The organism is Thiorhodovibrio litoralis (genome assembly GCF_033954455.1).
GTDB classification, from domain to species: Bacteria; Pseudomonadota; Gammaproteobacteria; order Chromatiales; family Chromatiaceae; genus Thiorhodovibrio; species Thiorhodovibrio litoralis.
Genome location: NZ_CP121473.1, coordinates 3,805,304 through 3,817,743 on the forward strand (window position 1 = coordinate 3,805,304; position 12,440 = coordinate 3,817,743).

The window sequence follows — 12,440 nt, forward strand, 5'->3', positions numbered from 1 at the left end:
CTACGCTGGGAGGTTTCTGCCGGTCGGCGCGGCGGGTTCGCTCTCCAGCGTGCTGGGGGTCTTTGACGCCGGCATTGTCGTGCTCGCCGGCGCCGGGCGCGCACTCCCGGACTCGGCGCCGAACTGATTGAGGGCCTGCTTACGCCGGTAACTGTCGGCGCCGATCTCGATGATGGTCGCGTGGTGGACCAGTCGATCGACGGCGGCCACTGTCATCATCGCATCGGGGAAGATCTGATCCCAATCGGCGAACGCTTGGTTGGAGGGGATGATCACAGTGGCGCGCTCGTAGCGATGGGCGATCAGCTCAAAGAGCACCTGCGTCTCTTGCTGGCTTTTTTGCCGTATCCGAAGTCGTCGAGTTATGTTGAGCTCGTGCTCTTCCCGCTCTTCCAGGCTTTTCCTGGCGCAATAAGTGCCCAGTTCACAGGGCTGCGGACCATCCTGGCACTCATCGCGATTCGCCGCCTTTATCTTGCGCGCTGTTCACCCGTTCCAAAGCGCGAGTGCGGGCGAAGCGCTGATAGGTCCAATCCTTCTCGTAGGCGCGTTCAAGCACGTAGTAGATCGAATTCAGCATCCGCTGGCGCAGGACGAGCGCATCGGTCCCCAGAACCTCGCTGCCCTGTTCATCAAAAAACAAGAGCGCCGGTCGCTCGCTGAATCCGGTTGCGGCCCACCACTGCGCCGGCGTGGTGGCTTGCCCATCTGGCGCGAGAATCGGCGTCTGGTCATCCTCAGTATCGAGGCGGACCACCTCGAAGCGTTCCAGCTGCTGACGGACTTCAGGCACCGTCAGTACCTCCTGGTGGAAGCGTGCGCAATCTCCACAGCCATTCGCCTCGAAGATCACCAACAGCGGGTGATCGGCCGGCAACGGCTGGCGGCTCAAGGCATAGGGTGGATTGGTGAACAGCGGATCAGGGGCCAGCTGATATTCCACGCTCGTTGCTTGGGGTGTCATCGGCCTCGTCGCGGCGAAGTCGGCGAAGGACTGTTCCTCGGGGTGACCCTCGGTCAAATAGTCCAGAACCAACCCGAAGCGCTGGGGATCATGGTAGCCCACGCCGCGGTAGAGCAATTCGCCGCCCTCGCCATAGAACAGCAACGTGGGTGCAAAGCCGGCGCCGGCGCGCTTGGCGAACGTCTTGACCCGCTCTGAGGTGCCATCCGGTGCGGTCAGCTCGGCGTCGCTGAAGATCTCGAGACCGATTGCGTCAAACTGCGTTTGCAGCCGCGCCGCCAGTGTTGGGTCGCCCAGGCTGGTACGGATGAATTCGGCACAGTAGGAGCAGCCCTGGGTGGTGAACAGAATCATCAGTCCCTGCTTGCCGGCCGCGCGCGCCTCCTCAATGTCCTCCGGCAGATCGAGAAAGGAGTCTTTGAACCAGGCCGGTTTGTCGATGTGCATGACAGTGGCGTCATCGAAATCGCCGGCCTGAGCCGTGCCAAGGCTGGCGAGCCAAAGACAGCCGATCAGCAGTACGCGGTGCATGAATTGATGGTGCATGACACTGTCCTCGCTCTATCAGTGGGCGTTATCAGTCATCCAGGGGTAAAGCGCCCCGGTTTCTTGCAGCAGGTGCTCAATCGCCTCGGCCAACTGGCGGTAGCCTCGGGCATTGGGGTGAGCCTGGTCGGACTGCAGCTAGGCGGCAGAACGGCACAGCATGGCGCCAAAGCCAGCATCAGGCGTGTGGCAGGAGGCAATCGACGTTGTTGCGAACAGTTCTCATCTTCAGTATCCTTTATTGCGAATCGTTCTTATTATCGATTTTCGCTCAAGGAACCCTGAGATGACGAACAGACAGCTTTCCGGCGCGATCGCCATCGCCATCGCCATTGCAGGCATCACCGCACAGCCGGTGCTTCCCCAGCCGGTGTTCGAGCAAAGCGTCGAACAGCTAGAGCAGGAAAACGCCCGTCCGGCCGCCCCTCAGACCGCCCCCAAGACATCCCAGATCGCCCAACATAACCAACAGATTAAACAGATCCAAGGCGGCGCCCCGCAACGAGTCGGTAAACTCGATGACGCACTCGAGAGCAGCGAGGGCGGCTGGTTTCAGGGCATCGAAATCGGCGGACTGATCGAGCTCGAGGCGTCCTACATCTCCCCCTATGAAGGCGATTCCGAATCTGATGTCGTGCTGGCCACCGTCGAGCTTGGCATCGCCTCCCAGATCAACGACTGGGTCGACATTGAGGCGTCCCTGCTCTACGAGCAAGACGCCACCGACCTGGAAGTCGACCTGGCCGTTGTCACCATCCATCACCCGGATGTGTCGCCCCTGTTCTTGACCGCCGGTCAGTTCTATCTGCCCTTCGGTGTGTATGAGACCAATCTGATCTCAGACCCGCTGACGCTGGACATTGGCGAGGCACGCGAAACGGCCGTCCAACTTGGTTTTCTCTATCAGGGCTTCAGCGGCAGCCTCTATGCCTTTAACGGCGATCATCAGATCGACGGCAAGAACCAGATCAACAGTTGGGGTGCCAACCTGGCTTGGGCGGTGGACACCGACAGCTACTCGCTCACCGTCGGGGCCGGCTACATCAACGATCTTGGCGACTCCAACACCCTGCAAGACGCGGTCTCGGACAATCGCCAGGCGATTTACGATCAACTGGCCGAAGGCGAAGACCCCAACGCGGGCCAGTTTCGCACCGACCCGACTGAACGCACTGGCGGCTGGACCGCCAATTTGGGCATCATCATCGGCGACTTTAACCTCATCGCCGAATATTTGACCGCCAGCGAGCGCTTTGATCCTTCCAGCCTGGCATATCGCAACAAAGGCGCCCAGCCATCGGCCTGGAACATTGAGGTCGGCTACAGCTTACCGGTCTTCGGTCGCGACAGCGTCGCCGCCATCGCCTACCAGGGCACCGAGCAAGCCGTCGCCCTCGAACTACCCGAGACCAGTTGGCTGCTCGGCTGGTCAGTCGAGATCTTTGAGCGCACAGCCCTCGCGTTCGAATATCGCCATGATAGCGACTATAGCGTCCGCAATGGTGGCACCGGCAAAGATGCCAGCGCCCTGGTCGCACAACTGGCCGTCGAGTTCTAAAGGCTGAAGTAGCCTTGGCAGATGAGAATCAGCGGGTTTCTGGCACAGCGGCGACCCGAACGCGCGTTCCCGCGAACAGATCCGCGACATTCGCCTCGGCTAACTCTGACTCGTCAAGTTGGACAAAAAATTTGCCGAACCGCGACTGGCGATTGGGACGCATCGGCCTGGTCACCGTGTTAGCGAGGGTTTGGCCCTCAGCGTCAAGCAGGGACACCTTAACCGCGCCGGGGATAGAGCCGCGTCTGGCAATAGGCCGCGACACCCGACCCCGCAGAGTCAGCACCCCGTCGCGCTCGCTCAGGCGCACGGCGGACAGATGCACCCTTGAGGAGTCGATGACCTCAAGCGCAGGCCGGGTGGCTTCCTCTTGCGGCGCCGATATGGCGGCAAGGGGCACCAGGATAACGAGGGCGGTCAAACTCTTGACCAAGCGAAGAGGCAAAGGGGTGAGCGCACGCAGGTGGAAACGGGAATGGCTAGGCATGGGCGGTCTCTCAGATAAACAGATAGAGGCGGATGACAGATCGCAAGGGATGCGCGTTGGCAATCGTTTTAGCCACCTTAGCTGAATTCAAGCTGAATGCCGACCGGCTCGATCCCAGACGGCCCGGTGTGACTGGACAGCAACGACACCATGCGTCATGCCGACGATTACCAAGCCGGGGCATTCGGAGGGATGGTCTGCTCCAACTCGCGCAAACCAAGATCTCCAATAAACGCGGTTACACCACCACGACTCATGTTCTTCATCGACTTTTCGGATATTTTTGATGCAACTTTGGCGACATCGCTGAACACATATATGATGCTGAAGTTGACGTGCCCACGACTGATTGAGTGGTACTCAATTTTCCCGTCTGGCGCATGTATCGGATCATGTCTCGGGCAATTTGGGCACCGTTTGGGCACCAGATGGGCACGAGCCCAGAAGACGGGGATTTGCTGAGCCGCTTCCCATCGCGAAAATGGCTCGCGACGGCCCCAGCCGCGTGGCATGACGGGATCTTTTAGCTAAATTAATCAAGCAACTAAAAGAAAATAGTTGACGGCTTTCGGCGGCCAGGTATAATGCCGGCCTTTATCGCTAGGCGCGTAGCTCAGCTGGTTAGAGCACCACCTTGACATGGTGGGGGTCGGTGGTTCGAGTCCACTCGTGCCTACCAATTCCTCTCAGAACGCCGTCGGGCTTCCTGCTTGAGACGCCGTCAGTCCATCTAATTCCGCACCGCCGAATGTCCCGTCAGCCGCCTGGCTGTCGTCGCCGGTCAGTTTGCGGATTGAGAGGCTGGCGGTTTTTCATTTTGGCTTTCGCCGTTCTGTTTCGTCAAGCCCGCTCTGTTTAGCTAAACCCGTTCTGTTTCTTTCAAGTGGCCCCGCGTATCGGCCACCACTGTTACCCCAAGGACTTTTCCATGCCCCTGATCAGGCTCCCCGATGGCTCCGAGCGCCGCTTTGACACGCCGCTCAGCATCCAAGCCATTGCTGAAGACATCGGCCCGGGTCTCGCCAAGGCCGCGCTCGCCGGGCGAGTCAATGGCCGCGAGGTGGATCTCGGCTTTGTGGTCGGCGAGGATGCCGAGGTCGCCATCATCACCCGCCGCGACGAAGAAGCCCTTGAGCTGCTGCGCCACGATGCCGCGCATGTGATGGCTCAAGCTGTGCAGGAGCTGTATCCGGGCACCCAGGTCACCATCGGCCCGGCGATCGAGAACGGCTTCTATTACGACTTCGACCGCGAGCAACCCTTCACGCCCGATGATCTCACCGCCATTGAGGCGCGCATGAAGGAGATCGTCAAGCGCGATCTGCCCATTGTGCGCGAGGTGCTCGAACGCGAGGAGGCCAAGCGCGTCTTCGGTGAGCTTGGTGAGACCTACAAGGTCGAGATCATCAACGACATCATCCCTGAAGGCGAGGAAGTCTCCATCTATCGCCAGGGCGACTGGTTCGATGTCTGCCGCGGACCGCATCTGCCAAGCACCGGCAAGCTGGCTGATGGCTTCAAGCTGACCAAGGTGGCCGGGGCCTATTGGCGCGGCGACTCGCGCAACCCCATGCTGCAGCGCATCTATGGCACCGCCTGGCGCGATAAGAAGGAGCTGAAGGGCTATCTACATCGCCTCGAGGAAGCCGAGAAGCGCGACCATCGCAAGCTCGGGCGCACGCTTGATCTGTTCCACTTCCAGGACGAAGCTCCGGGCATGGCTTTCTGGCACCACAAGGGCCGGACGGTCTATCGGCTGGTCGAGCAGTACATGCGCGAGAAGCTCGACGAATACGGCTACGAAGAAGTCGAAACACCTCAGGTGCTGGATCGCTCTCTATGGGAGCGCTCCGGACACTGGGAGAAGTTTTCTGACGACATGTTCACCACCCAGCTTGATGAGCGCGACTATGCCATCAAGCCGATGAACTGCCCCGGCCACATTCAGCTGTATAATCAAGGCCTGCGCAGCTATCGCGACCTGCCGCTGAAACTGGCAGAATTCGGCGTGGTGCATCGCAGCGAGCCATCGGGCACCCTGCACGGGTTGATGCGCGCGCGCCGCTTTACGCAAGACGACGCCCATGTCTTTTGCACCGAGGACCAACTCCAGGCCGAGGTCGCGACCCTGATCGACATGGTGTTCGAGACCTATCGGGACTTCGGCTTCGAGCAGATTGATCTGGCGCTCTCACTGCGCCCTGAAAAGCGCGTGGGTTCCGATGAGTTATGGGACAAGGGCGAGGCGGCACTGGACCAGTCTCTGCGCGACAAGGGGCTTGAGTTCCGCGTGCAGCCCGGCGAAGGCGCCTTTTATGGACCGAAGATTGAGTTCACCCTGCGCGACAGCATCGGGCGCACCTGGCAGTGCGGCACCATTCAGGTGGATTTCTCCATGCCTGGGCGGCTCGACGCCCATTACATCGCCGAGGACAACAGCAAACAAACCCCGGTGATGATCCATCGTGCCATCTTGGGCTCCATGGAGCGCTTCATCGGTATTCTGATCGAACATTACGCCGGTGCCCTGCCCGTTTGGCTCGCGCCCGTGCAGGCGGTGATCATGAATATTACCGATCGCCAGGCAGAAACCGTCACCCAAGCCACGAAAGTCTTGCATGACAAGGGATTTCGCGTCATCTCGGACTTGAGAAACGAGAAGATCGGCTTTAAAATCCGCGAGCACACGCTCCAGAAGATACCCTACCTGCTGGTCGTCGGCGATCGCGAGGTGGAAAATGCCAGCTTCGCCGTGCGTGATCGCAATGGCCAAGATCTCGGCAACCTGTCTGTCGACGCTTTTGCTGAACGGCTCGCAAGCGAGATTCGCGAACGACATTGAGGCTAGCCGGGACTGGTTCCGGTGTCCATGCCTGCGGTTTTTGCCCCAAAATTTTGTGCCTAGGTAAATTGTGTGCAAGTAAATTTTGCGCCCAAGTATTTTTGCGAAAGGCTAAATAAGGTTTAGGAGGAGTCTGCTATCGCTGCACCAAAACGTAACCGCGTTAATGAGGAAATCACAGTCCCGGAAGTGCGACTGATCGGCGCGGATGGAGATCAGGTCGGTCTCGTCGATCTGCAAGCGGCTATGGCCCGCGCGACCGAAGAAGGGCTCGACTTAGTCGAGATCGTTCCTAATGCAGAGCCGCCGGTTTGCCGGTTGATGGATTTTGGCCGATTCCTGTTCGACCAGAAAAAGAAAAAGAACGAAGCAAAGAAAAAGCAGAAACAAGTTCAGGTTAAGGAAATCAAATTCCGCCCTGGCACCGACGAGGGCGACTACAAAGTCAAGCTCCGAAATCTGACCCGGTTTCTCCATGAAGGCGACAAAGCCAAAGTCACCATGCGCTTTCGCGGTCGCGAGCACGCCCACCGCGAGCTCGGTCTGGACCTGCTGAAACGCGTCGAGACAGATCTTGCCGATGTCAGTGTGGTCGAGCAGCAGCCGCAGATGGAAGGACGGCAAATGGTGATGGTTCTGGGTCCAAAGAAAAAATAACCCGGCGGCAACGCCTGGCGCGGCTTTAGCCGAAAACTGCTCTCGCCGGTCACGGCGAGAGGCAATCAAGCAAAGAAACAGCGGCCCGCGGGAAAGGGCTTCCGCGCGATCTGCCGCATCAAAAAACAGCCATGCGATCTTTCTGGGCAATCGTTCTGGACAAGCTTTTCGGGCAGAGCCCCTAGGCAACGTCCACAAAAAATGCCCGAGGCTGATCCGACATGGCATACTCTGACGTAAGGAGATAACAAAATGCCCAAAATTAAGACGAACCGTGGTGCAGCCAAGCGCTTCGCCCGCACCGCCGCTGGCGGATTCAAACGCAATGCCTCTCACCGGCGCCATATCCTGACCAAGAAGGCCACCAAGAGAAAGCGCCAGTTGCGCTCGGCTCATCGCCTGCACAAGGCCGATCAGCGCGCCGCGCGGCGCATGATGCCCTACTGCTAGGCGCTGTTGCTGGGCTGCGCTAAGGCGGGTTATCACCACCCTCACCTTCAGCCGCGTCCCACGCGCCAACACTGACATTTTTTTTTGGAGAGAGGCCATGCCAAGAGTTAAACGCGGTGTTACCGCACACGCCAAACACAAGAAGATTCTCGATCAAGCCAAGGGCTATTACGGTGCCCGGAGCAAGGTCTATCGCGTCGCCAAGCAGGCGGTCATCAAGGCCGGCCAGTACGCCTATCGCGACCGCCGCCAGAAAAAGCGCCAGTTCCGCGCGCTCTGGATTGCCCGCATCAACGCCGCCGCGCGCATGAACGGCCTGTCCTACAGCCGCATGATGAATGGCCTGAGCAAAGCCGGTGTCGAGATCGACCGCAAGGTTCTTGCCGACATCGCCTACCATGACGACGCAGCCTTCGCCGCGCTGGCCGAGCAGGCCAAGGGCGCGCTCGCGGCCTGATCGATCCTTAGCGTGATCGATCCTTAGCCTGGCCGATCCTTGTTGGCGCCGCCGCAATCCCGCCTGCACTTGGGTTAGGCGGGCAATCCAGGCATCTAACGCGACAACCGACAGCCCGGGATCAGCGCCACAGCTGAGCCCCAGCTGATAGGGAACAGCTAAGAGGGAAAGGCTCCAGGGCCTTTCCCTTGCTCGATTCCGCGCCGAACATCCGTCTTTCGTCAACTATCGCCTCCAAACTCTGGCGCCGCGAACTCTGGCGCCTCAAACGCAGGGAACAGACTTGAACGCGATCAGCGATGCCAATGAGCTCGACCAGCAACTGAGCGCTCTTGGCAGCCAACTTCGCCACGAGACGGGCGCGGCCGACAGCCTCGCCGCGCTTGATGACGCGCGGGTGCGCTATCTAGGCAAGAACGGCCATCTGACTGCGCTGCTCAAGCAGCTTGGGCGATTGCCGCCGGAGTCCCGTCCGACAGCCGGGCAAGCCATCAACCGGGCTAAAACCGAGGCCCAGCAGCTGATCGATCAGCAGCGCGAGCGGCTCGAGGCCGCCGCGCTTGAGGCCCGCCTTGCCGGCGAGCGCGTCGATGTCACCCTGCCCGGCCGCGGTCAGCACCCGGGTGGGCTGCATCCGGTCACCCGCACCATGAATCGCATCGAGCGGCTGTTTGCCAGCGCCGGATTTGAGGTTGCCGAGGGGCCGGAGGTCGAGGACGATTATCATAACTTTGAGGCGCTCAACATCCCGCCCGAGCATCCAGCGCGGGCGATGCATGACACCTTTTACTTCCCGGACGGGCGCCTGCTGCGCACCCACACCTCGCCGGTACAGATTCGGGTGATGGAAGAGCGCGAGCCGCCGCTGCGCATCATCGCACCAGGGCGTGTTTATCGCTGCGACTCCGACCTCACCCACACCCCCATGTTCCATCAGGTGGAGGGCTTTCTGGTCGACGAGCGCGCCACCTTTGCCGATCTGAAGGGCGTACTCTATGAGTTTCTGCGCCACTTCTTCGAGCAGGCCGATCTCTCCCTGCGCTTTCGCCCGTCCTACTTTCCCTTCACCGAACCTTCGGCGGAAGTGGACGTGCAATGCGTCAAATGCGGCGGCAGCGGCTGTCGCATCTGCAAGCAAAGCGGCTGGCTCGAGGTGCTCGGCTGCGGCATGATCCACCCGGAAGTCTTCCGCCATGTCGGCATCGACACCGAGCGCTTCCAGGGCTACGCCTTCGGCATGGGCGTCGAGCGCCTGGCAATGCTGCGCTACGGTGTCGATGACCTGCGGCTATTTTTCGACAACGACCTGCGCTTCCTGGCTCAGTTCGCCTGAACCGATCTTTATGATGACCAAACACAAGCACACACTATGCAACTGAGCGAAGCCTGGCTCCGCGAATGGGTCGACCCACCCATCGACACCCAAACGCTGACCGATCAACTCAGCATGGCCGGATTGGAAGTCGATGCCGTCGCACCAGTCGCCGGCGAGTTCACTGGCGTGGTGATCGGCCAGGTTCTTAGCGTCGATCCGCACCCCGACGCAGCCAAGCTGCGCCTGTGTCGGGTCGATGCCGGTCAGGGCGAGCCGTTGCAGATCATCTGCGGCGCGGCCAATGTCGCGGCCGAGCAGCATGTGCCTGTGGCCGTCATTGGCGCGCGTCTGCCGGGCGACTTCAAGATCAAGAAAGCCAAGCTGCGCGGGGTCGAGTCCTTCGGCATGATCTGCTCGGCCTCCGAACTCGGCCTGGCGGAAAGCTCCGACGGCATCTTGGTGCTGCCACCGGAAGCGCCGGTGGGCGAGGACTTTCGCGCATGGATGGGCCTGAACGATCATTCCATTGAACTCGACCTCACCCCAGACCGCGGCGATTGCCTCTGCCTGGCCGGCGTGGCTCGCGAGGTCGGTGTCATCAACCGCGTGCCGCTCACCGCCCCACAATGCGACCCTGTCCCGCCGACCAGTGAAGAGCACTGGCCTCTTGAGGTCAGCGCCACGGCAGCCTGCCCGCACTATGTCTGCCGCCTGGTGCGCGACATCAACCCAGACGCCCGCACCCCGCTATGGATGCGCGAGCGCCTGCGCCGCAGCGGCCTGCGTCCCATCAGCCCGGTGGTGGATGTCACCAACTATGTGCTGCTTGAGCTTGGCCAGCCGCTGCACGCCTTCGACGCCGAGCGTTTGACCGGTGCCGTGCAGGTGCGCCTCGCGCGCGACGGCGAGCCTCTGACCCTGCTCAACGACGAGCAAATCAAGCTGCACCCGGATGCGCTGGTGATCGCCGATGATAGCGGCGCCATCGCCTTGGCCGGCATCATGGGCGGCGCCTCCACCGCGGTCAGCGATAGCACCCGGCATATTCTGTTTGAGAGCGCCTTCTTCGCCCCGCAAGCGGTTGCCGGGCGCGCGCGCCGATACGGACTGCACACCGATGCCTCGCACCGGTTCGAGCGCGGCGTCGACCCCGAACTGCAAGTCCGCGCCATTGAGCGCGCCACCGCCCTGTTAATCGAAATTGCCGGCGGCACCCCAGGTCCGGTCGTGGCTGCCCGCGCCGAGGCCGAGCTGCCAACGCGCCCAAGCGTTAGCCTGCGGCGCGAGCGCATCCCGCGGCTGCTCGGCATTTCCCTCGCGGATGCAGAGGTTGCAGAGATACTCACCCGGCTTGGCCTGGAGCCCAGCCCCGCCGCTCATGGCTGGCAGGTTCAGATCCCCGGTCATCGCTTCGACCTGCGCCGTGAGGCCGACCTGATCGCCGAGCTTGGGCGCATCTATGGCTACGACCGTATTCAACCCAGTCAGGCGCAGTCGGCAACCTGCATGAGTGCCCCGCACGAGGCGGCCTTCGATCTCGACCAGGCGCGCACCCGGCTGATCGGGCGCGGCTACTTCGAGGCGGTGACCTATAGCTTCGTCAGCCCCGCGCAGCAAAAGCTGATTGACCCCGAGGTCGAGGCGCTCGCGCTCAGCAACCCCATTTCCGCCGAGCTCTCGGTCATGCGCACCAGCCTGTGGCCCGGCCTGTTGCAAACCGCGCAGCAGAACCTTGCCCGCCAGCAGGCACGCATCCGCCTGTTCGAAACCGGGCTGCGCTTTCGCCCCGGCCTTGATGAGCAGGACGCACTTGAGCAAGAGCCCATGCTCGCGGCCCTGGCCATTGGCGACGTTCTGCCGGAACAGTGGGGCTGCGACAGCCAGCCCGTCGATTTTCACTCCATCAAGCGCGATCTGGAAGAGCTCCTGTCATTGACTGGCAGAGCACAGGAATTTTCTCTGGTTCCCGCCGCCCACCCAGCCCTGCATCCCGGTCAGTGCGCGCGTATCGAGCACGCCGGAGCGGAAGTTGGCTGGATCGGCATGCTCCATCCATCGGTCGCCAAGCCACTGGACTTGCCCGACGCGAGCTATGTGTTCGAGCTGCGCCTGAACCAACTCGCCCAAGGACGGATTCCCGCCTTCAGCCCCTTGTCCCGGTTTCCCTCTATTCGTCGCGACCTGGCATTGTTGGTTGATACCGACACGCCCTATGGCGCAACCGAGGCCAGTGCACGCGCTGCCGCCGGTGACTGGTTACGCGAGCTGCTGGTTTTCGACGTCTATGCGGGAGAAAAAATCGCCCATAATCAAAAAAGCATCGCTTTGGGATTGATTTTACAGTCATCTTCTCAGACACTTACAGACAACGGGGTTGAGGACGCTGTCGCTCGCGTGCTCACCCGGCTGGAACAGGACCTGGGCGCCAGATTGAGGAGTTGAATGCATGGCACTCACCAAAGCCGATATGGCGGAACATCTCTACGAAGAACTTGGGCTCAACAAACGCGAGGCCAAGGACGTTGTGGAAATGTTCTTTGAGGAAATCCGCAGTGCTCTCGAGCGCGGCGAGCAGGTAAAGTTATCCGGCTTCGGCAACTTCGACCTACGCGAGAAACGGGAGCGGCCGGGCCGCAACCCCAAAACTGGGGAGGAAATCCCCATCACCGCCAGGCGGGTCGTCACCTTCCGCCCGGGGCAAAAACTCAAGTCGCGGGTAGAAGCCTATGTCGGAACCGAGCATTAACGCCGAAAGCAGCAGTGCCGAAGGCAAAGGCACCGAGCAACTGCCGCCGATTCCCGGCAAGCGCTACTTCACCATCGGTGAGGTGAGCGAGCTGTGTGACGTCAAGCCCCATGTGCTGCGCTACTGGGAGCAGGAATTCCCCCAGCTCAAGCCGGTCAAGCGTCGCGGCAACCGGCGTTACTACCAGCGCCACGATGTGCTCATGGTGCGCCAGATCCGCAGCCTGCTCTACGACCACGGCTTCACCATCGGCGGCGCCCGCCAGCAGCTCTCAAGCGACACCGCAAAGCAGGACGTCTCCCACAGCTCTCAGATCATCCGCCAGGTCCGCACCGAGCTCGAGGAAGTCCTGCTCACCCTCAAGCGCCGCGTGGGTCACGGCTAAGAGGAACCTCAGTTCAGGAAGGTCGAAAGGCCA

General features: G+C 61.1%; 12 protein-coding genes and 1 tRNA gene. 10 read left to right on the forward strand and 3 right to left on the reverse strand.

Translation table 11 applies throughout. The annotated features are described in order from the left end of the window. Both Thiosp_RS24790 and Thiosp_RS17230 read right to left on the reverse strand, forming a co-directional pair. A complete protein-coding gene (locus tag Thiosp_RS24790; protein WP_201068353.1) occupies positions 1 to 318 on the reverse strand; it encodes an ATP-binding protein in 318 nt (105 codons plus the stop codon). A gap of 133 nt (positions 319 to 451) precedes the next feature. Next, entirely contained in the window at positions 452 to 1,510 is a 1,059-nt protein-coding gene (locus tag Thiosp_RS17230) for a thioredoxin family protein (RefSeq protein WP_201068354.1), read from the reverse strand. A 286-nt stretch (positions 1,511 to 1,796) separates the two neighbouring features. On the opposite strand from Thiosp_RS17230, the gene Thiosp_RS17235 reads away from it, so the two are divergent. Continuing rightward, a complete protein-coding gene (locus tag Thiosp_RS17235; RefSeq protein ID WP_201068355.1) occupies positions 1,797 to 3,068 on the forward strand; it encodes an LbtU family siderophore porin in 1,272 nt (423 codons plus the stop codon). Between the two features lie 28 nt (positions 3,069 to 3,096). On the opposite strand, the gene Thiosp_RS17240 is transcribed toward Thiosp_RS17235, so the two are convergent. Beyond that, a complete protein-coding gene (locus tag Thiosp_RS17240) occupies positions 3,097 to 3,555 on the reverse strand; it encodes a hypothetical protein (RefSeq protein ID WP_201068356.1) in 459 nt (152 codons plus the stop codon). Between the two features lie 602 nt (positions 3,556 to 4,157). Between Thiosp_RS17240 and Thiosp_RS17245 the strand changes: the two genes are divergently transcribed. The 9 genes from Thiosp_RS17245 to Thiosp_RS17285 all read left to right on the forward strand — a co-directional run bounded on the left by Thiosp_RS17245 (position 4,158) and on the right by Thiosp_RS17285 (position 12,407). Continuing rightward, positions 4,158 to 4,234: transfer RNA gene (locus Thiosp_RS17245), tRNA-Val, on the forward strand. A gap of 249 nt (positions 4,235 to 4,483) precedes the next feature. Then, positions 4,484 to 6,397 carry a threonine--tRNA ligase gene (thrS, locus tag Thiosp_RS17250; RefSeq protein ID WP_201068357.1) on the forward strand — a complete coding sequence of 638 codons (1,914 nt, stop codon included), beginning with the start codon at positions 4,484 to 4,486 and terminating at the stop codon, positions 6,395 to 6,397. 138 nt (positions 6,398 to 6,535) lie between these two features. Next, positions 6,536 to 7,054: a translation initiation factor IF-3 gene (gene infC / locus Thiosp_RS17255; protein WP_201068380.1), complete on the forward strand. Its 519-nt coding sequence runs from the start codon at positions 6,536 to 6,538 to the stop codon at positions 7,052 to 7,054. A 252-nt stretch (positions 7,055 to 7,306) separates the two neighbouring features. Next, a complete protein-coding gene (rpmI, locus tag Thiosp_RS17260) occupies positions 7,307 to 7,504 on the forward strand; it encodes a 50S ribosomal protein L35 (protein ID WP_201068358.1) in 198 nt (65 codons plus the stop codon). A 97-nt stretch (positions 7,505 to 7,601) separates the two neighbouring features. Next, a complete protein-coding gene (gene rplT, locus Thiosp_RS17265; protein WP_201068359.1) occupies positions 7,602 to 7,961 on the forward strand; it encodes a 50S ribosomal protein L20 in 360 nt (119 codons plus the stop codon). Between the two features lie 322 nt (positions 7,962 to 8,283). After that, positions 8,284 to 9,294 (forward strand): phenylalanine--tRNA ligase subunit alpha, encoded by a 1,011-nt coding sequence (gene pheS / locus Thiosp_RS17270; protein WP_201068381.1) that lies wholly within the window; start codon positions 8,284 to 8,286, stop codon positions 9,292 to 9,294. Positions 9,295 to 9,330: 36 nt separating this feature from the next. Continuing rightward, complete coding sequence (gene pheT, locus Thiosp_RS17275; RefSeq protein ID WP_201068360.1) at positions 9,331 to 11,718, forward strand: phenylalanine--tRNA ligase subunit beta; 2,388 nt, start codon at positions 9,331 to 9,333, stop codon at positions 11,716 to 11,718. A 4-nt stretch (positions 11,719 to 11,722) separates the two neighbouring features. Beyond that, positions 11,723 to 12,022, forward strand: coding sequence for an integration host factor subunit alpha (gene ihfA, locus Thiosp_RS17280; protein ID WP_201068361.1), 300 nt, complete (start codon positions 11,723 to 11,725; stop codon positions 12,020 to 12,022). Then, positions 12,003 to 12,407, forward strand: a complete 405-nt coding sequence (locus tag Thiosp_RS17285; RefSeq protein ID WP_201068362.1) for a MerR family transcriptional regulator — start codon at positions 12,003 to 12,005, stop codon at positions 12,405 to 12,407. The genes ihfA and Thiosp_RS17285 overlap by 20 nt, the downstream gene beginning before the upstream one ends. Positions 12,408 to 12,440: the final 33 nt, after the last annotated feature.

Excerpts from the sequence above, each read along its gene's own strand:
- Thiosp_RS17230 (WP_201068354.1), bottom strand. The coding sequence starts at position 1,510 with ATGCACCATCAATTCATGCACCGCGTACTGCTGATCGGCTGTCTTTGG.
- Thiosp_RS17235 (WP_201068355.1), top strand. The coding sequence starts at position 1,797 with ATGACGAACAGACAGCTTTCCGGCGCGATCGCCATCGCCATCGCCATT.
- Thiosp_RS17240 (WP_201068356.1), bottom strand. The coding sequence starts at position 3,555 with ATGCCTAGCCATTCCCGTTTCCACCTGCGTGCGCTCACCCCTTTGCCT.
- thrS (WP_201068357.1), top strand. The coding sequence starts at position 4,484 with ATGCCCCTGATCAGGCTCCCCGATGGCTCCGAGCGCCGCTTTGACACG.
- rpmI (WP_201068358.1), top strand. The coding sequence starts at position 7,307 with ATGCCCAAAATTAAGACGAACCGTGGTGCAGCCAAGCGCTTCGCCCGC.
- rplT (WP_201068359.1), top strand. The coding sequence starts at position 7,602 with ATGCCAAGAGTTAAACGCGGTGTTACCGCACACGCCAAACACAAGAAG.
- pheT (WP_201068360.1), top strand. The coding sequence starts at position 9,331 with ATGCAACTGAGCGAAGCCTGGCTCCGCGAATGGGTCGACCCACCCATC.
- ihfA (WP_201068361.1), top strand. The coding sequence starts at position 11,723 with ATGGCACTCACCAAAGCCGATATGGCGGAACATCTCTACGAAGAACTT.
- Thiosp_RS17285 (WP_201068362.1), top strand. The coding sequence starts at position 12,003 with ATGTCGGAACCGAGCATTAACGCCGAAAGCAGCAGTGCCGAAGGCAAA.